Below are 25,690 nucleotides of genomic sequence, written 5' to 3'. Positions count from 1 at the left end.
CAGTTGCGGTAGCAGTGCTTCGATGGGCAGAAACGACTCCACGCTCCCCGATTTGAACTCACTCGCAACGCTTCGCGTTGCTCGCTGCCTCCCGTTCGCTTCGCTCACGGGAGCGGGGGACAAGTCGACGGCTCTGGCTCTCAGAGTTGAACTGGTGAGAAAGTCCGCTCTCCCCGATTTGAACGGGGGACAAGCCGATCTACAGTCGGCTGCTCTGCCAGGCTGAGCTAAGAGCGGTCACTGAATCCTATCCGGTCGGCAGTTTTAACCATTTTCATTCGCCGCGCACCAGACGTGTGACTCACGTCCGACGGGAGCGAACATTGATAAGGTGCCGAGATAATCTCGGAACAGATGACGAAAATCACGTTCCGCGCCGACGACGCTCTCGTCGGGCGATTGGAGGACCTCGACACCTCCAAGAGCGAGGTGATGCGCGAAGCCCTGCGCCAGTACCTCGACCAGATGGAACGTGACCAGACTGACGCAGACGAGTCCGACAGTCAGCCGACGGACTTCGACGACGTGCTGACTGCCCGAGTCGACGAACTCGTGGAACGCCGATTGGAAGAGCGACTCCCCGCGTATCTCGACGACGCACTCCCCAACCACGAGCATGGCAACTCGTCTGAAGTTACTGTCAACATCAACGTCGACGGTGCAGACGGAGATTCTGGCGTAAACGCGGAGTATGAGCCCGATACAACGGCGAATGCAAAACGTAAGACGCCCGATGGACCGGGTGACGACACCCACCACGACACGGCGAGAGTAGGCAACGTCCCCGAAGAGACCGAACTAACGTGTGGGCAGTGCGGCGAGTCCATCGACGGAGACCACGTCTACTGCCCGAACTGCGGCGAGAAAGCGACCCAACGAGTATTCTGTGAGTGTAATGCCGAACTTCGTTCTGACTGGGCGTTCTGCCCAGACTGCGGCCGTCGGACGCCAGCAGCAAACGTCCTCGAAGGCCCATAATCCCTTATTAAATACTGTATATAACCCATTCAAGTACTGTCTTACAACCGCCGTTACATTTATATCCCGTCGCTTTGTGGTGACTATCGCGTAAGACGGTTGTCTTACACCCTCCCGATGGGCACCCCGAAACGGGTGCTGTCCGTCGGTTTTGGGACGTATGACACTCGCACTCACGTGCGGCGCGCCGTCTTACCGGGGGAATGTAAACATGGAGCGTGTGACACTACGAATTCCGAAGCAGCAGATCGAGGAGGTCGAGCGAATGGTCGAGACGGGAGAATTCCCGAACCGATCTGAAGCCATTCGATCCGCCGTCCGCGATATGCTCAACGAACAGACAGCCGACAACCGCCAGCGCGAATCTACCAGCAAGCGCAGCTGGGCAAAGGTGTAATTATGCAGGATATTGTTCGCGAGGCGATGGAGCGGGACGAAGCAGAACGCCAATCGCAGATGTCGTCTGACGACGACGACCAGTTTGGTGACCCGCGTATCGTCATTGTTGGTGCTGGTGGTGCCGGTAACAACACCATCAACCGGCTCTACAATATTGGCGTCGAAGGTGCTGACACGGTCGCTATCAACACCGACAAGCAGCACCTGAAGATGATCGAAGCGGACACGAAGATACTCGTCGGCAAGTCCCTGACGCAGGGGCTCGGTGCCGGTGGCGACCCCTCGATGGGCGAGCGCGCTACGGAGATGGCGCAAGGTACCATCAAGGACGTCCTCGGCGACGCCGACCTCGTGTTCGTCACCGCCGGCATGGGTGGCGGAACCGGTACTGGTGCGGCACCGGTCGTCGCCAAGATTGCCAAAGAACAGGGAGCTATCGTGGTCGGCATGGTCTCGACGCCGTTCAACGTCGAGCGTGCCCGGACGGTCAAAGCAGAGGAAGGTCTGGAGAAGCTTCGCAACGAAGCCGACTCCATCATCGTCCTCGACAACAACCGTCTCCTCGATTACGTCCCGAACCTGCCCATCGGTAAGGCGTTCTCGGTCATGGACCAGATTATCGCCGAGACCGTCAAGGGTATCTCGGAGACCATCACTCAACCGTCGCTCATCAACCTCGACTACGCCGACATGTCTACTATCATGAATCAGGGCGGCGTCGCGGTGATGCTCGTCGGTGAGACACAGGACAAGAACAAGACCCAAGAAGTGGTCAACGACGCGATGAACCACCCGCTTTTGGACGTCGACTACCGGGGTGCATCCGGTGGTCTCGTCCACATCACGGGCGGCCCCGACCTCACACTGAAGGAGGCCGAGGGAATCGCGAGCAACATCACCGAACGACTCGAGGCGGCTGCGAACGTCATCTGGGGCGCTCGCATCCAAGACGAGTACAAAGGCAAGGTTCGCGTAATGGCTATCATGACCGGTGTCCAGTCGGCACAGGTCCTCGGTCCGACGACGCAAAAGCAGGCAGACAAGTCCCGCCAGAGCATCCAAGGACAGGGACAGGGTCAGAGCCAGCAGCGTCAGGAATTCGATAGTTCGCAACGTGTCGAGACGGCGCAGAGCGGTACGTGGTCCGATGGCGGTCGCGACGAAGTCGAGAAGAACAACGGTCTCGACGTAATCCGGTAACGCCCTGTCGGCCCCGCTTTCGATACCGCCGCGTCCGTCCGACACGGCCGCGGATTACCTCTCTTTGTTCGATTTTCAAACTGTGAGCTGTGCGGCTTTGAAGTAGCGTCTGTCAGAACAGGCGCAGCCGAGACGGACTGCGTTGCTCGGTCAGACAGCCTCTATCGACTCAATAAGACGGCACTTCCGACATACGTCACCCGCCGTCTTCGACCCGCAGCGTTCGCAGTCGTTGAGGTTCACTTGTCCGTCACCGCGGTATTCGCGGGCGGTCAACTCGGCGAGTTCCTCGTAGCCCGCCATAATCGAGTGACGGGTACCCGGGTGGTTCTCTTCGAGTTTCAAGAGCAGTTGTTGAATCTCGCCGCGGTACGCTTCCGAGGAGTGGGGACACTCCGTGATATGCGCGGGGAGGTCCTTGAGGTGAGCGTAGAGCGCGACTTCCTTCTCGGGAATATCGCGCAGCGGCTTGGCTCGCGGGATGAAATCACCTTCGTCTCGGCGCTTGTCGAATGACCCAATACTGGCGTCGAAGTGTTTCGCGACCTGTCTGACGTCGCCTTCGAGGAAGTTCATCAGCGCCGTCTGGGCCTCGTCGTCGAGGTTGTGGCCGGTCAGTAGTTTGTCTGCGCCGTACTCGTCGGCGAAGGTTTCGAGTAGGTCGCGTCGGAAGACGCCGCAGTAGGCGCACGCGGCCATGTTTTCGGGGTCTTTCTCGACCACGTCATCCATCCGAACGCCGAACTCGTCTTCGTACGACACCATCTCGTGACGCATGTCGAGGTCGTCGGAGAGTTCGACACAGGCGTCGACGGACTTGTCGCGGTAGCCCTCGATGCCCTCGTGGATGGTGAGCGCGATGAGTTCGATTCGCGGGTCGCGCCCGAACGTCTCGTCGAGGATGTGGGTGAGCACGACGCTGTCTTTGCCGCCCGAGAGGCCGATAACCCACGTTTGGGGGTTTTCGGGGCTCGCGTCTCGGGGGAGCATATCGTCCTCGCGGATGCGGCGGCGGACTCGTTTCTCGACCGAGGCACAGAAGTGGTCCTCACAGAGATGTGCCCCGGAGTAAGCCGCGTGCATTACCGCGTCGCGGCCGCACTTGTCGCACTCCATTGCCGGTCGCTTGCCCGGCAGGAGGGATACGGGTTTCGCCTCGGAGTGGCGGAATACTTTTGTCAACGCGGGAGACAGTACGGTGCATGGAGACCCTCTCCGTCCGCGTCTGACTGCGCGTTCACGTGTTGGTCAGCCCGTCCTCGTTCTCGCGCCGACTCCGACCACACCACAGTCACAACGACGGATGTATTCACGCCTCTCCGACCTGCTCGCATCGCTTCGTAGTCACTACGCCACCCTGTCGCATCTTCGAGACCGGACAGTAGCAGTCCTCGCCGTCTCGAACCTCCTCGACCACGCGTCGAACTCGTTTGTCATCCCGCTTCTCCCGGCCTACGCCGCGACCTTCGGTATCGGCCCCGTTGCGCTGGGGCTCTTGTTTTCGCTTCCAGTCGCGTCGCAGGCAGTATTTTCCCTTGCGTTCGGGTCGCTCTCTGACCGCTTCGGCAGACGGCCGTTCATGGTCGTCGGCATGCTCGTCGGCGCAGTCAGCGTCGTCGGCCTCGGCGTCGCCGATTCGGTTCCAGCCCTGCTCGCGCTCAGGGCACTCGATGGCGTCGGTGCGGCGATGCGCGGTCCCGCGACGAGTGCCTACCTCGGCGACTATACCTCCGACGACGAGCGGGCAGGGGTGATGGGAGCCTACCAGACGTCCGGAATGGCTGCCGTCGCACTCGGTCCCGCGCTCGGTGGGGCGCTCTACGGCGCTGGCCCGGAAGTTCCGTTCCTCGTACTCGGAGGTCTCACCGCCCTCGGCGGCCTCATCATGGTCGGGTTTCTGCCGCCCGTCGACACCGAGTCAGACGAGGACGAATCCGAACCGTCCGGTCCACTCGTCGAACGCGTCCGACGCAGTGTGTCGGTCGTCCGCGACCCAACTGTCGCGGCACTCGTCGTCGGTGGATTCGTGGCCTCAGTCGCCGACGGCGCGTTTGCACCGACGCTCGCACCGCTTTTGGAACAGTCAGTCGGTGGCGGGCCAACCTACGCCGCACTCGTCTGGAGCGTCCTCGGCGCGACCATGCTGGTTGTGGTTCCTGTCGGTGGGTCGCTTGCGGACGACTTCGGGCGAAAGCGCGGCGTCGTCGTCGGGAAACTCGTGTGGGTCGCCGTCCCCATCGGCATCGTCTTCGCACCCCACCAGAGCGTTCCAATCGCGCTTTTCGCTCTCGGCGGGGTCGGGTCCGGACTTGCTGGCCCCGCACTGGGTGCGCTCCGATACGAAATCGCACCCGACGGGCGAGAAGGAACCACACTCGGCCTTATCTCGACCGCCGCATCAGTGGGTGGTGCGCTCGGCCCAGTCCTCGGTGGTGCCCTGACGGCGTCCGCGTCGCTTGGTGCGACCGCGTTGGGCATCGGCCTGCTCTGGGCGGTCGACCCGGCACTGCTGTACTGGTTCGTCCCAGACGACTCCCCGGCGGTGGACGAGGAGGCGGCAAGCGAGGGTGCAGCGACAGATATCGACGCGTCGTAACCGACGCGAAACCGGTTTCCCCCTCGAACTCCCACCGTCACGCGATGGACAGAGACGCTGCCCTCGACCGCGTCGAAGCAATCGTCGATGCGGTCGAATCCGAAACGCTCCCCGTCCCCGTTCGCGAGGTGTGGGTCTACGGCGACGTCGCCCTCGGTCTCGACCCGCTCGACCGACTCGACGTGTACGTGACGAAAGACATCCTGCTCCGCGGTGATGGCGACGCGGCCGCCGAATTCGAAGCCAGCCACGGCGTGAAGGGTGTCGGAAAGAGCGTCCGTGCCGAGTGGGCGCGGGAGAATCCAGACCTGCTCCGGGCGAATTCGAACGGCTACGCCGCCCCAGAGAAGTGCCTCGCTGCACACCTGCTTCCGGACGACGAACCAATCCACCTCGAAGTGTGTAACGCCTCGTTCGAGGACAACGTCACACAGCGACTGAAGGGCGCGATGGCCCGCGAGAAGTACGAGCAGATTCTCGACCCTCGGGGCGTCTGCCTCTACGCGGACGGCCAGCGCTCGCCAAACGCGATGGAGAAGCTTCGGAACGGCGAGTTCGCGTTCCCGACGCTCACCGGGGCACTAGAGATGCTTGGCGTCGAGTCTGACGAGGCCAACGCGGCCGTCGAAGCGATGCGCGAGTACCGCGCCGAACAGACCGGGGCGACTGTCCGCGGCGATGTTGTGTAGGAATTTCAGGATACGTTCTCAGACGCGGCCCGTCGTCACGTCGAAGGGGACGACCTCTGCCCGGCGGTAGTCGCCGTCGCGAATCTGTCTGACGACGTCGCGGCCCATCTGTCGCCACTCGCGTCGGACTGCCTCGTAGGAGTCGTCGTCACCGAGGCCGCGCCGGAGGTCCGCCTCGTGGCGGTCGAGTCCCTCGCCAGTCGCCTTCTTCGCCGCACTCCGAACGTCGTACCCGTCGTACGGTGGCTCCACGACCTTGCGATGGTGGTAGCGTCGCGTGCCGACGACCGACAACCCGGCGTCTGAAAACAGGTTGCTCACGCGCTCGCCGAGCGCCACGTCAGTTTGCACCCCATCGAGGAACGCGTCTCTGACGCGGCGTTCGAGTTGGACTTCGGCATCGACCGTGGAATCGACGCCGACGGCGGCGTTGTCGGGTTCGACCGTCGCCACGAGGTCAGTCGAGACGCGAGCGAACTCCGCCAGCGCGGCCGCCGGGTCGGGCAGGTTCACGAGGAGCGCCTGACAGACGACGAGGTCGAAACTGTCGTCGGCGAAGGGAAGTCGCGTCGCGTCGCCCGCGACAGCCTCGATTCCCTCGCGGTTGGCGGCGACCGAAAGCAGGTCGGTGTCGGCGTCGACGCCGACGACGCGCGCGTCGGACGACTCGGCGAGGATGCGCGTAAACTCGCCCGTCCCGCAGCCAACGTCGAGGATGCGCTCGCGCCCGTCGAGGTCGAGGTCGGCGAGTGAGGCGCGGGAATCCTCCCACATCCCCTGTCGCGTCCGCCGGAGATACGATTCCGAAAAGCGTCGCACACCCGGATTCGGGCACGGCGAGGCAAAAATGAGTCGGTGTCGAGGACTTCGGCGCAGTCGTCAGTCGTCAGCAGTCAGTCGCTAGTCGTCAGTCGTGCTGCCGAGCGCGGACGACGGCGACGACCAGTGCGACGAGTGACGCGAGGATGCCGAACCCAGCAGCGTCTGCCGACGTCGACGTTCCATCAGTTGGGGAGCTGGTCGGTTGCTCGGTCGGCGTACTGCTCGTAGTCGGTTCGGGCGACGGCTGCGTCGTCACAGTCGGTGTCGGGGTCGCCGAGGGCGACGCAGTTTCGATAGGCACGGCATCGAGATTCACCACGACGCCCGCGTGGTCGGACGGCCACCGCTCTCCCTCCGGCGTTTCGATTCGAAGGTCGTCGCTGGTGACGAACCGAGTTGGGTCTGTTCCGTCGAACCCTCGGACGAAGACGTGGTCGACCGTCCGCGAGAGGTCGCCACTGGTCAGGTCGCTGCTTCGGCAGCACGTCGGTCCAACGTCGCCAGTGACCGATTTGAGCGAGGAAGCGAGCGTGTCGTAGGCTTCGTCACCCGGTGTCGCATTGACGTCTCCCGCGACGACGACTCGGCCGTCGCGCTGGTCGGCCCACGCAGCGAGTTCGGTCGCCTGTGCGGTTCGAATCTCGCTACTCGCTCGTTCGAGGTGTGTCGAACCGACGGCGAACGTCGGACCACCCGAGACAGACACGCCCGCGGCGGCGACCCCACGGGAGATTTCGACCGTCTCGCCCTCCTCACCGAGTGGCACGGCGAGGGTAGCATCGAGCGTCACGTTCGGCATCTCGGTCGATTCGACACCCCCACGGACGAGAATCGCATCTCTGTCGCGGAGTGTAACAGTCGTCTCCTCGTCGTCGATGAGACCCGGAAGCGAGACGCTCGTCGTCTCGGAGACGGCCGCGACGCGGTAGTTTTCGTCAGATCCGTCGAGTGCCTGCGTCAACTCGTCGAGGAAATCGACCGAGTCGATACCATCGGCAGCGACCGACGCGGCCTCTTGCAGGGCGACGACGTCTGCGCCGGTTGCGGCGAGTTCGTCTGCGAGCACGGCCATCCGGCGAGGGACGTCACTCACCCGGACTGATTCGTACAGGTCGCCGACGACACGGCGGCGTTGCGTCGCATCTTCCGCGAACAGGACTGGCGTGAGACTCACGCCGAGACCGAGGTTCAGCGTCGCGATTCGTGCGCCGCTCGATGGCTCTGCGCGGGCGACTCCGGTAACAGACGCAGCAAACGGGACTGTCGCTGCAGCGTGGAGGATGGTCCGGCGAGTCAGGCCGGGAGTCGTATCCGACGGGGAGGGCATTCAGAAGGCGCTTGGAAAGCGCACCGGATAATCGTTGCCCGAGGCATCAAGACGCCGTTAGTTCTCGTCAGCGCGAAGTTCACGGACGCGGTCGATGTTCCACGCGAAACTCTTGCCGTCTTCCGTCGGCGTCTCCAAGACGAGCGGGACCTCGTTGCCGACGATGGCGTCGTGGTTGATGAACGCGCGCATGCCTTCCTCACCGATGAGGCCCTCACCGATGTGGGCGTGTTCGTCCTTGTTCGTCCCGCATTCGTGTTTCGAGTCGTTCAGGTGGACGCACTTGAGGTGCTCCAGACCGACTTCGGCGTCGAGTTCCTCGAACGTCTCGTCGACGCCTTCGGGCGTCGAGAGGTCGTAGCCCGCGGCGAACGCGTGGGCGGTGTCGAGACAGATGTCGAGGTCCTGTTCGGACTCTTCGAGGACGTATCCGAGGTGGGCGAAGTCGCCACCGAGTTTGGTTCCGGACCCGGCGTCAGACTCGATGAGAATCGTCACATCGTCGGGAACGTCGATTTCATCGAGGACGGAGACGGCGTTGTCGAGGCCGCCGTCCACGCCCGCGCCGGTGTGGGCACCGAGGTGGACGTTGACGTACGGGATGTCGAGTTTGGCCGCCGCGTCGACTTCCTTCTGCATGGAGTCGAGAGACTTCTCGCGAAGGCCGTCTTTCGGCGTACAGAGATTGACCAGGTAGGAGGTGTGGATGACCCACGGTCCTTTCAGAGACTCGCCCGTCCCGGTTCGGAAGGCGTCGGCTTCGTCGTCGCCGATGTTGGGGTCCTGCCAGACCTGTGGCGAATGCGTGAATATCTGTCCACAGTTCCCGCCGACGTCGAGTTGGTTTCCGACCGCGTTGTCGACGCCACCGGCGATAGAGACGTGTGCTCCTACTCGCATGCCGAACTCCACGGGGTACCCGAACAAAGGGACTTCGGAGTTGGTCGGTTCGGTGGCCGGAATCGATATGGCGTTCACGAGCTATTTCTGTGTATGACTGGGCTTTCCGTCGGAGCGACCGCCGACGACATCACACAGACGCTCGTCGAGCCGGGAGGAGAGACTGTCTCGCGGAGGCTCTCAGACCTCGTCGAAGAGAAACCCGTCCTGTTGTGTTTCTACACCGCCGACTTCAGTCCAGACTGTACGAAAGAGTGGTGTGCAATCCGCGACTTCGATTGGTTCTCGACGGGAAGTGACGTTCACGTGGTCGGCGCGAGTAAATCGAGTGTTGGAATGCACCGCCGATTCATGAACGAACACGACCTGAACTTCCCGCTGTACGCTGACACCGACCTCGAACTGGCGTCGGCATTCGACGTGGTCTATCGAACCTTCGGCGTCTCGAAGCGCGCCCGGCGCTCCTGTTTTCTCCTCGACGAAGAACTCACAGTCCGCTACCGCTGGCTGGGCGAACACTGGCTCGACCCCACCCGAGATATCCCGCCGCTGACCGAAGTGTACGAAGGCGTGGTCGAGGCGCTCGACTTGGACTCCCAAGAGACGTTCGGGTTCTGAGGGTCGGTCGAAGCAGGCGTTTTCAGCCGCTCCCGCGTTCAGTTGGAGACTCTCACGCCGACTTCGACTGTGGATTCCGGCGAACCCAGTCGTCAGTGTCGTACTTCTCTTCGACTCGCTGTCTCGCTTTGTCGAGTTCGTCGTCCGTCCACGACCCCTCCTCGGCCTCGACGAAGTCGGCGAGTGTCGATTCTAATTCCTCGACGAACGCCTCGCGGGAGACGTCGGCGAGTTCGTCGATGCCGACGACGCGCTCGCGGAACTCCTCGGGTGTCACGTCGTGGCCCTCGTGTACGCCGAGGTGCGTTTCGGCGTCGACCGAGTAGGTGAGAGAGCCGTGTTGGATAACTGCGTCGCGGCGGCGGTACTGGGCGTTCCCCGCGACTTTCCGCCCCTCGGCGACCATGTCGTGGGCCGGGTGGAGCGCACGGAGGTAACACGCCGGATGCCAGATGACCGGCATATCGTCCTCGACGAAATCCACGTCGACGCCGACCGACCGAATCGCGTCGAGAATCGGCTTGCACAGCAGGTGATAACAGTCCATGAGGTCGCCCGGTAACTCGGCTTTCGGCGCGACGATGGAGTACGCGACGTCACCGTAGTTGTCGTGATAGATGCCGCCGCCGCCGGTCGGACGGCGTGTCACGTCGATTCCCTCGCGTTCGCAGTAGTCCCAATCGACTGTCTCTGGGTCTTGTCCGTACCCAAGCGAGAGACAGCTCGGCTTCCACGAGTACACGCGAACCGTTCGAGGACCACCCGCAGCAGCCGTCTCCGCCGCAACTTCGTCGAGAGCCATCTGCATCGCCCCGGAGTGGACGTCTTCGCGAATCAATCGCCACTCTCGGTCTGCAATCGCATCCGGCGCGTCGTTCATAGTCGAACATGGAACATCTGGGGGAAAGCGATTTCGACCGCGGGCTATGAAGCCGACGCGACCGGCCCAGCGCGTTTCTCCCCTCAGTCGAGCGATTCGATTAAACCACGCCGCCGTGACGTTCCCGTATGCACTTCCACCGCGTCGCCTTCGCCGCGAGAGACCCAATCTCCCTGTGCGAGTTCTACGCCGAGACGCTCGGATTCGCTACCGTTCCGGGGTCGCAACGCTCCGTGACCGCTGGCGAGACGACAGTCTGGTTCGAACTCGGTGACACGGACCCGGGCCACTTCGCCTTCACCGCCGACGCCGACATCGACTCCGTGGTGGCATGGCTCGACGACCACGATATCGACATCCTCGAAACCGACGAGGGAGCGAGCATCCGATTCGAGTTCATGGAAGCCGACTCGGTCTACTTCGAGGACCCCGAAGGAAACATCGTAGAATACGTCTGTTACGATGGGCAGTCGTCCGGCGAGTTCGACCCGGCGACGGACCTCGTAGGCGTCACAGAAGTCGGGATGGTCGCTCGGGATGTCGATGCGTTCGTCACCGCGCTGACCGACGCCCTCGACGTGGACGTGTGGAGCGATTTCGGCGAGGGAAGTGTCGTCTTCGTCGGCGACCAGACCGCACGGTTCGTCGTCGCAGCAGAGGGCCGCCCGTGGTATCCGACGGACACCCCGGCAACCGTCGTTCCCGTGTCCGTGCAGTGCGACGCGACTGGAACCTTCGAACCTGAGGGGTTACCGCACCGCGTGAACGTCGAACAGTAATTCTATCTCGAACAGCAGCGTCTCCGACTACTGCTTCGTGGATTCGTCTCGGTAGGCTTCGACGCGCTCGACATCGCGTTTGAGGTACTCGGGCGCGTCGTCGTGGCGCTGAATCTCCTCGGGTGAGAGCCAGTGAACCGCGGCTACCTCGTCCGGCGCGCGGACGTGTGCTTCTCCACTTTCGTACTCGCACACCGTGACGACGTTGATGCACTGCGTGCCGACGGCCTCGAAGGTCCGACTGAGAACGTATTCGACCGACCCAACCTCGACACCGACTTCTTCGTTCAGTTCGCGGCGGGCGGTCGATTCGATTGGTGCGGTGTGTCCCGGCGACTGCTCGACCTTCCCACCGGGGAACGCCAGCATGCCAGCCGCGTGTTCTTCTTCTGCTGCGCGCTCGATGAGGAGATACTTGCCGTCTCGGACGACCGCTCCCTCGACGTTCACGATGTAGGCGTACTGGTCCATGTGACTGAGTGATACTTCGAACCAAGGATAGTGGCTTCCATTTTGATACTCCTTTGGAGAGTTGAGACGGTGTGGTCCTCACCTCTTTCTGAGTCTCTGTGTACCGATAGCCGCTTTTCAGCCACAGTTTCGGATTTTGGGTTCCGTTGCGCGCCTAATTTCACATTGTTAACCACGGTGAGAAAACACAGAGAAATTTTCTGAGTGACACAAACTCAGAAGGTTAACTAGACGATTCCCAATTAAGAACCGAGTAAATGATTTAGTGTAGTCTTTGGCCAGTAGATATACCATCATGTAACTCAAGGATGTAATTGGGAAATCAAATACCAATGACAGAAAAAAAAATTCCAATTCCCACTTCACTCGACGAAACATACTTCGTGCGAGTGCAGGCAGTGTGTCTATTCCGTTCGTAGTTGGCAATGCTTCTGCGAACCCACCAGAGGACCCACCGGTTAAGAGGTGGCAAGGTTCCTGGGATAGCCCACTTAATGTGGGTGAGATGATGAGTGAGAAGCAAACTCTACTAACCGAACGTGCGAGCGCAGCTGGGCAGAAAACAATGCCAGATGTACAGATTATGGCCACACCCGAAGCCTCAGGGGAGGCTCGACTGGTTGATTACATTGTTGGCGTACTCCCTAATGGTCGCCCGACCCAGCATGCGGCTTGGGCTGGTTGCCCAGACTCTGTACAATCAGTTCAGAAAGATGCAGATGAGAAAGCAGCTCAGATACGTCAGCAATCCAGTGGCGGAGTACAATTGCTCTCGAGTGACTGGATTCACATGCTCGACGATACCGCAACTTTCGAAAAGTGTCCTTATGGCGAAATAAAACATAACTTCAGATGGAGGAAACGGAGCGAAGAAGATGATGATGATGGTGAAGACGTGTTTGCCTTCAAGCAAATTTGTTCAATGACCCCAGGTAAAAACAAATATAGTGACTGTGACGATGACTGGTGGCATAACGAATGGATGAAGGCAGTGAACAATTACGATCAATCAGAATTCAACAACGTATCATTATTCCAATCATCTCCCGATGACGATAGTGGTAGGACAATTGACGTAGGAATTGAGTATAAAAACGCATCATGGAGTTGGTCATTCGATACCAACGGTAGTGTATACAAATCAATTGATGGGCAACGTCCTATCTGGGAGGTTCACGAGATCAAGGGCGCTCCCCTCTCACAAACTCAGGAATTGGAACCAGGGTCAGTAATGATCATGGACGATGATATTGATGGTGAACGGAAACTAACCAACCTTCGTTTTGAAGGTCACTTCGAGAACGGTATGTCGCTGGAAGACCATTATCTATACCATAATTGGAATGTATATCTAGATAACAGTATTCAGGATTAGGAAGTAGTATCGGCAACAGGATCAACCTGAGGAATTTTTCCAATCAATAAAATAATGAAACAACATACACTCCAAGTTGTCGTTGTTGGCTTATTGTTGATTAGTTGTGGCTGCTTGGGTATAGTTAACTCTTCAAACAGTCAAGATGATAAAACACCATCCGCATCAATACTTTCGTCCGAACGTGTTACTTCTGAGTGCCTGGACAAGAGTGGTCTCGGACGGGAAACAGAGGATATTAAAACACCTAACGGCCGGCGCTTACACCTGAATTGGAGCTATGAAGTACCGAGTCGATCGGCCCGCTTGAAAGCGGATCTCAAAAATACCACAACCAGTGGCGATTTGTCGTACGAGCTGGCGTTCCGAACCGTGGGCAACTCGACTGGGTGTTCTGGCCGCGTTAAATATGAGACAATCATAGAATTGAACAACATCAGTGATCAATACCGTGTCACGGTGACTGTCGATGGAGACCAAGTTGGTAACATTAGGTCTAGCTCTAGTAGTAGTGGTGTTGGAGCAGATTCCAACACACGAGAATCAACAGGAACCTGACGCGCTTTCGGGGCGGTTGTAGTGGTTTTAGGGCAGAATCAATACGTCCGGTTTGAGGAGTACAGTCTTATACACACCGTACACTCGGCAGTCATTATCGGTCTCCAGTAACCCTCTACTTAGTGTTCGTGAATAACGGCGGCATCCACATCGGGCCCCTCGACAGCCTTGAAGATACGCTCACCATTCTCGACAAAATAGCGCAAAGATTCCTATCATCCGAGGTTGTGTTTCAGCGCAACACCTTGATTCTGTATCGCCACATGGAATTTATCGCCTGTCGACTCGCCGACTCGCGGGCCTTTTACCCCTTGGTCGCGGAACACCTCACATGGTACGGAACGTCGCCGGCGTGATGGCCGAACTCGACGCCGAGGACTTCTATCTCCTCTCGGGCGTCGAGCAGGGCATGCGCTTCAGCGAGTGGGTCAACCGCGAGAAGCTACCGAAGAACTCCGGGTTGACGAAAGAGGAGGTCGACTACCGCATCGACCGCTGTATGACCCGCGAACTCATCGAGCGCAAGACCATCCAGTACGAGGGGTACAAACTCACGGTCGAGGGGTACGACGCGCTTGCGCTGCGGACTTTCTCACAGCGAGATACCATTCAAGGCGTCGGCGCACCCCTCGGCGTCGGGAAGGAAAGCGACGTCCTCGAAGTGCAGTCGTTCAAGCCCCTCGCCCTGAAGTTCCACCGCGAGGGCTACACCAATTTCCGCGAGGTTCGCCGCGAACGGGACTACACCTCCGACAACCACCACGTCTCGTGGCTCTACACCGCACGCAAGGCGGCCGAACGCGAGTACGACGCGCTGGAGACGCTCTTTCCCGACGTGTCCGTCCCCCGGCCGGTGGACCACAACCGCCACGCCATCGTGATGGCGAAACTCGACGGCGTCGAACTCTCGAAGGCGAAACTCGCGTCCGAACAGGTGACGGGCGTGTTAGAGTTGATTCTCGACGAGATGGCCTCGGCGTACGAGGCTGGATACGTCCACGCCGACATGTCCGAGTACAACGTCGCCGTCGGCGAGCGAGGAATCACCATCTTCGACTGGCCGCAGGCAGTCCCCACCGACCACGATAACGCCCGCGAACTCCTCGCGCGCGACGTGAAGAACATCGTCCGCTACTTCCGCCGAAAGTATCCCGGCGAGATGCCCGACGAAGTCGACTTCGACTCGCTGACCGACGCCATCGCCCACAACGACTTCGAGCGTATAGCTGATTTCGACGCCTGAGACGCCGGGTTACCGCCCCTTCCGTGGTGTACTTCGGGTTCAAAAACAGCCAAATAGTCAGCACGTTTTCAAAAATAAGCTATAGGAATCTCGCTTACAAAATATCAGTTCAGCGACTTCTTTTGTAGCTGATTACCGTAGGACCCGGTAATGCATCACACAGCAGAGCCTCGCGTTGTCGCTATCTGTGGCAGTCTGCGCGACCACAGTAAGACCCGTATTGCCCTCAGAGAAGCGCTCGATTCGGCGAATAGCGCGGGTGCATCGACGGAACTCGTCGATTTACGTAACTACGAGCTACCGGCATTGAAGGCAGTCGACTCTGACGTTCCGGATGCAGAGCGACTCCGAGAAATCGTTAGCGACGCGGACAGCATTCTCCTCGGGACGCCCAACTACCACGGGTCGTACTCGGGCGTGTTGAAGAATGCACTCGATTACTGTGGTCGCGACGAGTTTTCCGAGACGGTTGTCGGACTGCTCGAAGTTGCGGCGGGCCAGTTCCCGGGCACTGCCCTCGTTCACCTTCGAACAGTCTGTCGAACGCTCCGCGCGTGGACGCTTCCGACCGAAGTCGCAATCCCTGATTCGCACACGATAGTCACCGAAGCGGGAATCCAAGAACAGGCGATTGCAGAGCGAACCGCCCGTTTGGGGCGTGAACTTGTGAGGTTCGCTGGTGTATCCGACTACCCAGAGTTGGCCAGGCACGGAAGCGAGCAAGCGGCTGCTGGGCCAGGTGAGTGATTTCGCGGCCGCGCAGTGGGCCGCTGAACAGGTCCCCACAGTAGCTTCGAGTGAGTCGAGTCCGGAAACTGAATTCGTCGTCGAGACGCTCTAGTACCGCAGAATCGGCATTTTTCGGCTGTCCAGCCATTGCAGTCCGTTCTTTCTCTTATATCATATATTGCGATAAGAAATCGATGACACGACCGGTGAAGGCACGGCGATGGTACAGACAAAGCGCAGTGAGAAATAGACAAATGTCTAATAATATAGAATTTCCCACTACTACATAAATAGTCCATGACCAATAAAGCCACAATTTCTCGAATTATTGTGGATGATATTTTGAACCCGGAGGTTATGTTACCAATTCCATATTCGTAGATGTGTTACGAACAATTTCGCAGCTCGTACCGGAACGGTTCCACGAGCGGTACCTGTACAAACTCGCAGCAATGCTGAGTGTACTCATTGTGCTCACCGCGGGAATCAGTGCGTACACATACGTGAGTGTGAGCGACGAGTTACACGACTCAGTAAAAGGAGAGTTGGAGTCGACGGCGACACTTCAGGCAGACGAATTCTCCGTGTGGCTGGACGAGCGCTCGCAAATAGCCCGAATGCTCTCGGGATACAGCATCCTCGACACCAAAGACCCGACTGAGATTTCGACCTTTTTCGACCACGAGATGTCGAATCTTCCGGGCGACTTCACTGCAATCCACTACATCGACACGGACTCGAACGAAATTCTCGCGAGTTCGTCGCGCGAACGTATCGGCGAGACTGCAATCAGCGCTGACCGCCGCTACGTCCACGGCTCTGCGGAGTTCTCCGACGCCGACAGCGTTGCAATCACCGAGATGTACGACCGCGGCGACGGGCGATACATGTCCTTCGTGAGCCCAGTTCCCGATGCCGAAAACCGAGCCGTCGTCGTGGTCTCGTCGGTGGCACACCTCCGTGAGGTGTTTCACGCACCGTTCGAGGGTTCGTTTGTCCAGATAATCGACAGCGATGGTGTAGTGGAATTCGACGAACGCGGCGAGGACGAAGGCGAAGCGTACGCCGCCCAGGACGCCAACGCACTCACCGACGGACTCAGTGGCGGTGCTGGTGCATACGAGGCAAAAGCAAACGGCGTCTTCGACCAGAAACACGTCGTCGCGTACGCGGGGGCGAGCGAGATGGTCCTCGTCGTTCACGCGCCAACCAGTACGGCGTACCACATCCAGCAGACCGTCGCGACCGACCTCGGAATCCTGCTTGTGGTTCTGCTCTTTGGACTCGGAGGGGTGGCGATTGCGCTCAAGCGAAGTATGCTCGACCCACTCGACGACCTTCAGGTCAAGCTGTCACGACTTCGTGGTGGAGACCTCGAAATCGACCTCAGAACCGACCGCCGCGACGAGTTCGGGTCGGTGCTCAGGTCTGTCCACGAGTTGCGCGAGGACCTGCTCGACCAGCGACGCGATGCGAGCGACTACAGCGACGTGATGGACGTCACCGCCAGTGGTGACCTGACCGCGCGGATGGACCCCGAGAGCAACTCCGACGACATGCAGACCATCGCGACGTCGTTCAACGCCATGATGGACGACCTCGAATCGACCGTCGGTGCCGTGATAGACTTCGCCGAAGACGTAGAGACTCAGAGCAACCACGTCGCAGCGGGTGCGAAAGAAGTCAATACGGCGAGCGAGCAAGTCGCGCAGTCGGTCGAACAAATCTCCCACGGTGCCAACGAACAGGCGACGAGCCTCACCCGCGTGTCCCAAGAGATGGACACCCTCTCGGCATCGGTCGAGGAGATTGCCACCGCCGCAGAGCAGTTGGCCGCGAACTCCGCCGAGGCAGCCGAAATCGGGGCAGACGGGCGCGTCGCCGCGGAAGACGCACTCGACGGAATGGACGCCATCCGCGAGGAGACACACGAGACGGCCGCAGAGGTCGCGGAGTTCGGTGCGCTTACCGAGGAAATCGGCGATATCGTCGGCGTCATCGCGGACATTGCCGAGCAGACGAACCTGCTCGCACTCAATGCCAACATCGAGGCCGCGCGCGCCGGCGAGGCAGGAGAAGGCTTCGCCGTCGTCGCGAACGAAGTCAAGCAACTGGCCGAAGCGACGACCGAGTCCGCCACCGAAGTCGAGTCACTCATCGACGAGATTCACGACCAGCGCGACGCGGTGGTCGACGGCGTCGAACGGATGGAAGACCGCGTCACCGAAGAGTCCGAGTCGGTCGAAGCGGCAATCGGGGCGCTCGACGACATCACCGAACGCGTCGAAGAGAACAACGCGAGCGTCCACGAGGTCACCGAGGCCACGGACGCGCAGGCGTCGTCTACAGAGGACGTGACTGGCATGGTCCAAGAGGTCGCGAGCGTCAGCGAAGAGACGACTGCCGAAGCGGAGACGGTCTCTGCGGCCGCGGAAGAACAGGCTGCCTCGCTCACGCAGGTCACCACGAGCGCGCAGGAGTTGGCGTCGAACGCCGAAGCACTGCAAGCGTTCCTCGACCAGTTCGAGGTGGCGACCGACGAAGCGGGTTCAGTGAGCGATGGTAGTGACGATTCCAGTGCTGTTCCCGACGTGGCGACTGGACAGGCCGCACAGTCACCCGCAGTCAGCGACGGTGGAACCGACTCGGAGTAAAACTCCCGCTGGGTCACTCTCGGATGTGCTGCTCTCGCTGGGACGCTTTCGGATTCGCTTGGCGCGTTTGACCGAGCGTCTCGTGAACCGCGAGGACGAACGCCGGGACGACGACCATGAAGAGGTGCTCTTCGAGCGGGATGCCGAGCAAGTCGATGCCCGTCCGCAACTGGATGGCGAAGATACCCACTTCGAGCGAGTACCAGTCCCAGACGTACGCGACGGGGTAGACGACCGCGATGGTCCGGAAAACCCGACGGGCCGCCTCGCGCCCGGCGCGGGCGAGAACGACGGCGGCGACGCCCCCGAAGAAGATCTCCGTCGCGAGATAGGTGTACGGGCCGAGCACGCCGATATCGGGAAGTCGAACACCAGAGAGCGGGCGAAACGCCACGGCGACGACGAGAAGCGCGAGAAAGACGTACGACCCGCGGACGAGCAGCATCGTCGCCAGTTTCGGCGTCGCACCACGGGCGACGAGCACGACGAGTGCGAACGGGAGGGTCGCAACCGCCGCGAAGGGCGGGAACTGGCCCGTTATCGACCCCGCGACGACGAAGAAGAGACCAGCGCCGATGAGGACGTAGGCGAGTTGAAACGCGGAGTCGATTCCGAGGACCACCGAGACGGTTCGTTTGTCGATAGACCGGTCGTACTCGTAGTCGTCCGCGTCGTCGATGATTTTGATGCCAGCGAGGACGAGAAGGAGGACACCAGCAAACGCGAGCGGGGCGGCGGCGAGTGTGGCCGTCTGGACGTAGAACCCGCCGAGGATACTGAGCGCGATGCCGAGTGGATAGCCGACCGTCGCCGTCACGGGATTCGTGTCCAGTTGCGGGGCGTGGAAGAAGCCGAGGAGCCACCCCGGAAGGGTGAGAAAGACGATGCCGATATCAACCACGCCGACGAGCGCCGCAGTCGAAAGCGCGAACCCGAGCGTCGCGCCGCCGAGGCCGAGATAACACCCGCGTCGAGTCATCGGGTGGTCGTCGTCCTCGCCGCGGTGATAGAAGTCGATGTAGCCGTCTTTCACGTGCGCGGTGTACACGCCGAAGAACACCGCGGCGGCGTGGAGCGCCCCCGGCAAGAGCGAGAACTCGCCCGCGAGGATGGCACCGAACCACGACGCCGCCAGTGGCGGAAGCATAAACACCGGATGGACCTGCGATGCGAGCGCGCCGAGCGCCGCTTTCGCTCCCGTGCCGTGTCGTGAGATAGACATACACTATCATAGTTGTCAACTACCTAAAACACTACACAGGCCTCGTACCAGACCACGATTGCAACTGAAAAGACGACCACACGGGCTGCAAATGCGACTTCGACCGGCGGGGGAATCACTCGCTGCGACTGAAACAGCGCCGACTCAGGAGACGCGCTTGAGTTCGACGTACTCGGCTTCGAAGTCCTCGACGAACGCGCCGAGTCCACCGATACTGTACGTGCCGTCGTCCGTCTCGATGACGAGCGTGTTCTCGACCGGGAAGGAGTTGTTCGCAGGTTCGAGCAGCCCCTGGCGGATATCGACGATTCGGCCGTGGAGTTCGGTCGGGCCGTCGGTGTGGACCATCCGACCGTGGGCAGTCACTTCGAGGTCGAGATCCTCGCGAGCACAGAGCGCGGCCTGCAAGACGGCGTGGCGGAAGTTGTAGTAGGTCGTCGGAAGCGGGTCCGGCTCGGAGATGTACGCCTCGGCGGCCATCGGCCAGTAGTTCCCGAAGAACGACCCGACGATGACCGGGCCGAGATGCGGTTGTGCGAAGACGATAGCCTGCGAGTCGGTGTTCGACCGCGCGACCATCTCACCGGGCGCGACGAGACCGATTCGAGAGTCCACGGTGAGCATCGTCGGCATGGGTTCGTGCCAGACGCGGACGAGCGACGCGAGCCCATCGAGCGAGAGTTCGTCGTGGGGTTCGACGCCGCTGATGACGAGCGAGATGAGAACGCCGCGTTCGCGAGCGGCACGCAGTTCGTCTTCGACTTCGTCGATGACGTCGTACGGCAGCGAGAGCGTGATTTCCGACTCCGCACGACCGACGAGTTCGGCGATGCGCTTGATGACAGTTACGCGCGACTTGATGACCTCGAATCGCTCTTCGTCGCGCGCGGTGGCCGTGTATCGCGCTTCGAGCGCGGGTCGCATCGACGCGACGTTTTCGGAGAGCGATTCGATGACTTCGGCCGGTGGGCGGGGGCGAATCGTCGTCGGCACAACGTGGTCGTTGACCTCGACGAAGCCCCGCTCTTCGAGTTCCTTGCTCACGCTGTAGACGTAGCGCTTGGAGACACCCGCCGCGTCGGCGATTTGACTCGCCTTCGCCTCCCCGAGTTCGAGGAGGGTCAGGTACGTGTCGACGACCTTCTCGGAGAGGCCGAACTGCTCCAAGTGGTCGGCGAGTTCGCGGTCGTCCATGGTGGGAGTGTCATCGACCACGGTACTTAATCACTCGACTCCGACGCGTCGGCGACGGTTCTGCGACGGTTCTGCGGCACTGCGCCTCCCGTACATCTGGTGATAGCAGTGTGACGTATCATACTGCGACGTTCACCGACGGGTTTGATAGCGTTTCGGGAATCCATGAAAGTTTGAATGAGCATTACACCAAAGTTATTACTCACCGGAAAGAGACGAGTTACCAATGCAACTCCGTGACGCACTCGCCGATTACAAACGCCATGCGGACCACCCGACGCGGTTCCCTGGCGAACGACGAACGACGAGCGGCCGCTTTTCTGGACTCGGGGACAGACTCGTCCACGTCGAGACCGACGGCTCGGTCCGCGATTTCGGATTCCCCCTGACCGGACGCTGGGGTGTCGAGCGCTCCCGATTTGGCGTCCGACCGCGAGACGAAGACACCGAGGTCGAGTGGTTCGACGACGACGCGACCCAGTCGTACGCCGGTGACGGCGGGCTCGTCGTCACGGAACACGAGACGACCCTCGGGGACGTAACGCAGTACGACCTGACGACGGACGACGCGCACGTCACGCACTTCGAGACGGACGCGGACGTCGAACTCGTCGCCTTCGTCCACTTCCACCCGGACGGCCGCGACACACTCGTCGGGCAACTCACCCACGGCGACGCGGTCGAAGTGTACCACACCGAGGAACACGATTTCGTCGCGTCGTCGCCCGCATTCGACACCGTCGAAGGCCGCGTCCCGGAGCAGTTCGACGAACTCCTCGCCGACACGCACGTCGAACTCCCCCGACCGCGCTCCGACGACCGCTACGAAGAAGGACAACTGAGCGGTGCCGTGGTCGCGACCATCCCGTTCGAATCCGGGGCGGCGACCGTCGGTTCGCTCGTCACCGACGAGAGCGAGACAGACCGCGACGAAGCGCTCGAAACCGTCCGGTCGCTCGTCAGCCTTGACCGCGAGGAACTCGAAGCGCGCGCTGGTGCTGGTATCGCCGGGACCGTCCCCGACCACGCCGATGCGAGCGCGATGCGCGACGACCTACGCGTTCTCTCACTTCTCTCTGGCCCGCTCGGTCTTCGTATCGCCGGCCCGGACTTCGACCCCTACTACGCCTATTCCGGTGGCTACGGCTACACGTGGTTCCGCGACGATGCGGAAATCTCTCGGTTCCTCTTCGAATCCGACGAACGACTCGGCCTCGACCTCGACGACTGGCACGCCCGCAGCGCCCGCGCCTACTGTCGGACCCAGCGCGACGACGGGTCGTGGCCCCACCGTGTCTGGCCGTTCGACGGCTCGCTCGCGCCCGGCTGGGCGAACGCGCGGCTCGAATCGGGTGACGACGCCGACTACCAAGCCGACCAGACGGGCAGCGTCATCGCCTTCCTCGCGACGTTCTACGACGAGTGCGACGACGAATCCCTGCGCGCCGACATCGAAACGACGCTCGAGGCCGCGCTCGACAGCCTCGACGAGACGCTCGGTGAAGATGGGCTCCCAGTCGAGTGCCAGAACGCGTGGGAGAACATGACCGGGCGGTTCAGCCACACGGCGGCGACGTTCCTCGAAGCCTACGCGGCGCTCGCCACTTCGGGCCTCGACGACAACCTCACCGACCGGGCCGCTACGCGCGCCCACGAGGTGTACGACGGCGTGGACCTGCTCTGGAGCGACGAGCGCGACTGCTACGGACTCCGACTCGCGGACGGCGAACTCGACGACCGGTACGACTCTGCCGCGCTTGCGCTCGTGTCTGCCCACCGCGCCTACGACCGCCTCGAAGCCGTCGGCGACGAGCGCGTCGACCGCCTCGTTACCCACGTCAAGTCCGTCTTCGACGGCCTCTGGCACGACCCCGACGAGAGCGACGTGAAGGGGCTTGTCCGCTTCGAGGGCGACGACTGGCGGATGCGCGAGCAGTCCTCCGAGAAGATTTGGACGGTCTCGACCGCGTGGGGTGCGAACGCCGCCGTCGAACTCGGCGCGCTACTCGCTGCCCACGGCGACGAGCGCGCGGGCGACTTCTTCGACGAGAGTCGGTCGCTCCTCTCGCTCGTCCTTCCCGGCGGTCCCCTCTGCACTGACGAAGGCTACCTCGCCGAGCAGTTCTTCGACGACGGAACGCCCGACAGCGCGACCCCGCTCGGCTGGCCGCACGCGCTTCGGCTGGCGACGCTGGCGACACTGGAAGTCGAAGCGACGGAGGTCGAGGCGACGGACGCGACCCGCTAATCGGGAGCAGTACCGAGAACAGCGAAACGCCGATTTTTCGACGCAGTCAGTTCAGGTAGCGTCTCTTAACAGCCGCGCTTACTGGACTGGGGCGGCTGTCTGCTTCGACTCGCGGTAGAGCAGCGATTCGCCGGTCTGTTTGTCGAAGACGTGGAGGTCGGACTCGTCGAACGTGACGCGAATCGAGTCGCCAGCCGACGGTTCCACGCCGGAGTCGACGCGGGCGATGAAGTCGGGCGCGACGTCGAGGTGGAGGTAGTTGTCGGACCCGATGGGTTCGACGACTTCGACGGTGGTTCGGATAGCCTTCGAGTCGTCGGTCGTGGTGGTGATGTCCTCGGGCCGAATCCCGACGCGAACAGCTGGTTCACTGATTTCGTCGCGGAGGTGGGCGGCGAAGTCGTCGGACAGTTCGTAGGAGAACGGGCCGTCGTCGGCGACGAGGACCGTCGAATCGCCCTCGCGGTCGAGCGTCACGTCGACGAAGTTCATCGACGGCGAGCCGACGAACCCACCGACGAACTCGTTGGCGGGGTTCTCGTAGACGTCTTTCGGGCGGCCGACCTGCTGGAGCTTACCGTCTTTCAGGATGACGATACGGTCGCCCATCGTCATCGCCTCCTCCTGGTCGTGGGTGACGTACAGCGAGGTGATGCCGAACTCGTTTTGGAGGCGCTGAATCTCGGTGCGCATCGTTGTCCGAAGTTTGGCGTCCAGGTTGGACAGCGGTTCGTCGAACAGGAACACGTCGGGTTCGCGCACGATGGCGCGGCCGAGCGCGACGCGCTGTTTCTGCCCGCCGGAGAGTTCGTCCGGTTTGTCGTCGAGCAGGTCTTCGATGCCCATCATGCTGGCCGTCTCGCGGACGCGCGCTTCGCGTTCGTCCTTCGAGAGGTCGGTGCTCATCCGCAGGCCGAACGCCATGTTCTGCATGACGGTCTTGTGCGGGTACAGCGCGTAGTTCTGGAACACCATCGCCACGTCGCGCGTGCGGGCGCTCTGTTCGGTTACGTCCTCGTCGCCGATGCGAATCGTCCCGTCGGACGGCGATTCGAGACCGGCGACCATTCGAAGCGTCGTCGACTTCCCACACCCCGACGGTCCGACGACGGTGATGAACTCGCCGTCGTCCACCTCGAGCGAGAGGTCATCGACGGCGACGACGCGGCCCCTGTCGTACTCCTTCCGGAGCATTTCGAGCGTGATTGTTGCCATTATCTCCATGACTCGGTGTGCCAAAGTATAGTTCTTCCCCTATTTTTCGAATGTGTGAAGCACAATTTCGTAGTAGTTTTATACCGGGGCGAGAGAGCGTGAGACGCGTCTGAATGAGAGAGTCCGTCCCTGTCCGGGGACCAAGACGCACTTCTGGCACTTTCTTTGTACCCGCGAGTCGGTCGTGCGGCGAGCGGGGAGCACGCGTGTCGCGTGGAATCGAGAATGAAAGTTTGTGGTGTATTCGAATGATTTAATATGTGAACTACTTATTCATCATCTATTCACACCATGGCACTGAATCGCAGAACCCTACTGAAGAACCTCGGCGTGGCTGGCTCTGCCGCTGCGCTCGCAGGTTGTGTTGGCGTCCAAGAGAGCTCCTCCGGCGAGTCTGACGGCGACTCCGGTAGCTCCGGAGACTCCGGGAGTTCGAGCGACGAGACCACAGAAAGCAGTGCGGACGAGACGGTCGAAGCCGGAACGGCCTCGGTCTGGTACTCGCTTCCCGAACCGGAGATTCCCGGTCGCAAGTCGGCACTCGAACTGTTCAACGAAGAGTCGAAGCACACCATCAAAGGCTCCGACATCTCCGACATGCGCAAGAAGACGACGAGTGCGATTCCCGCGGGGCAGGGTCCGCAGTCGTTCGAATGGGCGCACGACTGGGCCGGTGATTACTACCAGCGCGGGTTCGTCGTCGACCAGAGCGACCAGGTCGATGTCGACCTCGACGTGTTCACGGGTGCCGCCCGCGAGGCAATCCAGTTCAACGGCAACCTCGTCGGTCTCCCGCACGACGCCGAGACCGTGGCGCTCGTCTACAACAAGGACATCGTCGACGAACCGCCAGAGACCGTGGCCGACATGGTCTCCGTGATGGAAGAGTTCCACGACCCGGACAACAACCAGTACGGTCTAGGCATGCCCTACGCTGACGGGTACTTCCTCAGCGCGTGGGCGCACGCCTTCGGCGGGTACTACTTCGACGACTCGGCGGACGAGCGCATCGGCGTGGCACTCCCCGAGACTATCAAGGGCGTCCAGTTCACCGTCGACAACTTCGTCCCGTACATGCCGAACGACCCGGCCTACGAGCCGCAGGCGGCCGCGTTCGCAGAAGGCAACGCCGCGTTCGCAATCAACGGCCCGTGGTACCTCTCGACGCTCAACGACAAGGGCGTCAACTACGGCGTGACCAAGCTCCCCACCCCCGAAGGTGGCTCGCCGAAGCCGTTTACGGGTATCACGATGTGGTACTTCGCCAAGGCGATGGAGGAAGGCGGTGCCGACGCCGCCGCCGGTCGCTCGTTCATCGAGTGGTTCGCGACCAACGAGGACCTCGCGCTGAAGTCCGCCGAAGAACAGGGCAGTATTCCGGTCCTCAAGAACCTCGTCGAGAGTGGCGACCTGCCGGAGAACGTGCAGGGCTTCTCCGAAGCCGTCCAGCAGGGACAGCCGATGCCGACCCACCCGGACATGGGCAAGGTGTGGGACCCGGTCAAGGCCGCGCTCACGAAAGCCTTCAACGGCAAAGACGTAAAGAAGGCGATGGAGACCGCCGACGCAGAGATTCGCAGCAACCTCGAATAA

Annotated in this window: 22 protein-coding genes and 1 tRNA gene; 13 read left to right on the top strand and 10 right to left on the bottom strand. The window is 61.2% G+C overall.

The window, feature by feature from the left end; genetic code table 11:
- Window positions 1-163: 163 nt before the first annotated feature.
- Window positions 164-237: transfer RNA gene (locus C453_RS05075), tRNA-Tyr, on the bottom strand.
- A gap of 117 nt (window positions 238-354) precedes the next feature.
- Here C453_RS05075 and C453_RS05070 point away from each other — a divergent pair.
- From C453_RS05070 to ftsZ, 3 genes are all read left to right on the top strand, one after another.
- Window positions 355-978 carry a double zinc ribbon domain-containing protein gene (locus C453_RS05070; RefSeq protein WP_008323120.1) on the top strand — a complete coding sequence of 208 codons (624 nt, stop codon included), beginning with the start codon at window positions 355-357 and terminating at the stop codon, window positions 976-978.
- A gap of 211 nt (window positions 979-1,189) precedes the next feature.
- On the top strand, window positions 1,190-1,375 hold the full coding sequence (locus C453_RS05065; protein ID WP_007544928.1) for a ribbon-helix-helix domain-containing protein: 186 nt from the start codon (window positions 1,190-1,192) through the stop codon (window positions 1,373-1,375).
- Between the two features lie 2 nt (window positions 1,376-1,377).
- Window positions 1,378-2,577 carry a cell division protein FtsZ gene (gene ftsZ / locus C453_RS05060; protein ID WP_008323119.1) on the top strand — a complete coding sequence of 400 codons (1,200 nt, stop codon included), beginning with the start codon at window positions 1,378-1,380 and terminating at the stop codon, window positions 2,575-2,577.
- A 150-nt stretch (window positions 2,578-2,727) separates the two neighbouring features.
- On the opposite strand, the gene ncsA is transcribed toward ftsZ, so the two are convergent.
- A complete protein-coding gene (gene ncsA, locus C453_RS05055; protein WP_008323118.1) occupies window positions 2,728-3,693 on the bottom strand; it encodes a tRNA 2-thiolation protein NcsA in 966 nt (321 codons plus the stop codon).
- 187 nt (window positions 3,694-3,880) lie between these two features.
- Here ncsA and C453_RS05050 point away from each other — a divergent pair, with 187 nt between their 5' ends.
- Window positions 3,881-5,173: an MFS transporter gene (locus C453_RS05050; protein WP_008323117.1), complete on the top strand. Its 1,293-nt coding sequence runs from the start codon at window positions 3,881-3,883 to the stop codon at window positions 5,171-5,173.
- A gap of 44 nt (window positions 5,174-5,217) precedes the next feature.
- The gene (locus C453_RS05045; RefSeq protein ID WP_008323115.1) at window positions 5,218-5,862 is read left to right on the top strand and encodes a DUF7095 family protein; all 645 of its coding nucleotides are present in this window, start codon (window positions 5,218-5,220) and stop codon (window positions 5,860-5,862) included.
- A gap of 18 nt (window positions 5,863-5,880) precedes the next feature.
- Here the strand turns inward: C453_RS05045 and C453_RS05040 are convergent, their stop codons facing one another.
- From C453_RS05040 to C453_RS05030, 3 genes are all read right to left on the bottom strand, one after another.
- Window positions 5,881-6,681 (bottom strand): class I SAM-dependent methyltransferase, encoded by an 801-nt coding sequence (locus C453_RS05040; RefSeq protein ID WP_241430670.1) that lies wholly within the window; start codon window positions 6,679-6,681, stop codon window positions 5,881-5,883.
- 88 nt (window positions 6,682-6,769) lie between these two features.
- Window positions 6,770-8,011, bottom strand: coding sequence for an endonuclease/exonuclease/phosphatase family protein (locus C453_RS05035; RefSeq protein WP_008323110.1), 1,242 nt, complete (start codon window positions 8,009-8,011; stop codon window positions 6,770-6,772).
- Between the two features lie 57 nt (window positions 8,012-8,068).
- Window positions 8,069-8,911, bottom strand: a complete 843-nt coding sequence (locus C453_RS05030) for a deoxyribonuclease IV (protein WP_008323109.1) — start codon at window positions 8,909-8,911, stop codon at window positions 8,069-8,071.
- 93 nt (window positions 8,912-9,004) lie between these two features.
- Here C453_RS05030 and C453_RS05025 point away from each other — a divergent pair, with 93 nt between their 5' ends.
- Complete coding sequence (locus C453_RS05025) at window positions 9,005-9,529, top strand: redoxin domain-containing protein (RefSeq protein WP_008323107.1); 525 nt, start codon at window positions 9,005-9,007, stop codon at window positions 9,527-9,529.
- Window positions 9,530-9,581: 52 nt separating this feature from the next.
- On the opposite strand, the gene C453_RS05020 is transcribed toward C453_RS05025, so the two are convergent.
- Window positions 9,582-10,409: a lipoate--protein ligase family protein gene (locus tag C453_RS05020; RefSeq protein WP_008323105.1), complete on the bottom strand. Its 828-nt coding sequence runs from the start codon at window positions 10,407-10,409 to the stop codon at window positions 9,582-9,584.
- A 128-nt stretch (window positions 10,410-10,537) separates the two neighbouring features.
- On the opposite strand from C453_RS05020, the gene C453_RS05015 reads away from it, so the two are divergent.
- Window positions 10,538-11,188 carry a VOC family protein gene (locus tag C453_RS05015; RefSeq protein WP_008323104.1) on the top strand — a complete coding sequence of 217 codons (651 nt, stop codon included), beginning with the start codon at window positions 10,538-10,540 and terminating at the stop codon, window positions 11,186-11,188.
- A 27-nt stretch (window positions 11,189-11,215) separates the two neighbouring features.
- Here the strand turns inward: C453_RS05015 and C453_RS05010 are convergent, their stop codons facing one another.
- On the bottom strand, window positions 11,216-11,659 hold the full coding sequence (locus C453_RS05010) for an NUDIX domain-containing protein (RefSeq protein ID WP_008323096.1): 444 nt from the start codon (window positions 11,657-11,659) through the stop codon (window positions 11,216-11,218).
- 400 nt (window positions 11,660-12,059) lie between these two features.
- Between C453_RS05010 and C453_RS05005 the strand changes: the two genes are divergently transcribed.
- The 4 genes from C453_RS05005 to C453_RS04985 all read left to right on the top strand — a co-directional run bounded on the left by C453_RS05005 (window position 12,060) and on the right by C453_RS04985 (window position 18,218).
- Window positions 12,060-13,034 carry a hypothetical protein gene (locus C453_RS05005; protein ID WP_160163387.1) on the top strand — a complete coding sequence of 325 codons (975 nt, stop codon included), beginning with the start codon at window positions 12,060-12,062 and terminating at the stop codon, window positions 13,032-13,034.
- Between the two features lie 889 nt (window positions 13,035-13,923).
- Window positions 13,924-14,835 (top strand): serine/threonine-protein kinase RIO2, encoded by a 912-nt coding sequence (locus tag C453_RS04995; protein ID WP_008323090.1) that lies wholly within the window; start codon window positions 13,924-13,926, stop codon window positions 14,833-14,835.
- A 150-nt stretch (window positions 14,836-14,985) separates the two neighbouring features.
- Window positions 14,986-15,582 carry an NADPH-dependent FMN reductase gene (locus C453_RS04990; protein WP_008323089.1) on the top strand — a complete coding sequence of 199 codons (597 nt, stop codon included), beginning with the start codon at window positions 14,986-14,988 and terminating at the stop codon, window positions 15,580-15,582.
- A gap of 434 nt (window positions 15,583-16,016) precedes the next feature.
- Window positions 16,017-18,218: a methyl-accepting chemotaxis protein gene (locus tag C453_RS04985; protein ID WP_152418011.1), complete on the top strand. Its 2,202-nt coding sequence runs from the start codon at window positions 16,017-16,019 to the stop codon at window positions 18,216-18,218.
- 13 nt (window positions 18,219-18,231) lie between these two features.
- Here C453_RS04985 and C453_RS04980 read toward each other — a convergent pair whose 3' ends face one another.
- On the bottom strand, window positions 18,232-19,440 hold the full coding sequence (locus C453_RS04980) for a lycopene cyclase domain-containing protein (RefSeq protein WP_008323087.1): 1,209 nt from the start codon (window positions 19,438-19,440) through the stop codon (window positions 18,232-18,234).
- Window positions 19,441-19,584: 144 nt separating this feature from the next.
- Window positions 19,585-20,634, bottom strand: a complete 1,050-nt coding sequence (locus tag C453_RS04975; RefSeq protein ID WP_008323086.1) for a TrmB family transcriptional regulator — start codon at window positions 20,632-20,634, stop codon at window positions 19,585-19,587.
- A gap of 226 nt (window positions 20,635-20,860) precedes the next feature.
- Between C453_RS04975 and C453_RS04970 the strand changes: the two genes are divergently transcribed.
- The gene (locus C453_RS04970; protein ID WP_008323085.1) at window positions 20,861-22,882 is read left to right on the top strand and encodes a glycoside hydrolase family 15 protein; all 2,022 of its coding nucleotides are present in this window, start codon (window positions 20,861-20,863) and stop codon (window positions 22,880-22,882) included.
- 78 nt (window positions 22,883-22,960) lie between these two features.
- On the opposite strand, the gene C453_RS04965 is transcribed toward C453_RS04970, so the two are convergent.
- The gene (locus C453_RS04965) at window positions 22,961-24,097 is read right to left on the bottom strand and encodes an ABC transporter ATP-binding protein (protein ID WP_049907504.1); all 1,137 of its coding nucleotides are present in this window, start codon (window positions 24,095-24,097) and stop codon (window positions 22,961-22,963) included.
- A 291-nt stretch (window positions 24,098-24,388) separates the two neighbouring features.
- On the opposite strand from C453_RS04965, the gene C453_RS04960 reads away from it, so the two are divergent.
- Complete coding sequence (locus C453_RS04960) at window positions 24,389-25,690, top strand: substrate-binding domain-containing protein (RefSeq protein WP_008323080.1); 1,302 nt, start codon at window positions 24,389-24,391, stop codon at window positions 25,688-25,690.

The sequence above is a fragment of the Haloferax elongans ATCC BAA-1513 genome, assembly GCF_000336755.1.
In the GTDB taxonomy this organism is placed as follows: domain Archaea; phylum Halobacteriota; class Halobacteria; order Halobacteriales; family Haloferacaceae; genus Haloferax; species Haloferax elongans.
The sequence above is the reverse complement of the archived record's forward strand: the minus strand, read 5'-3'. Positions and strand labels throughout refer to the sequence as shown.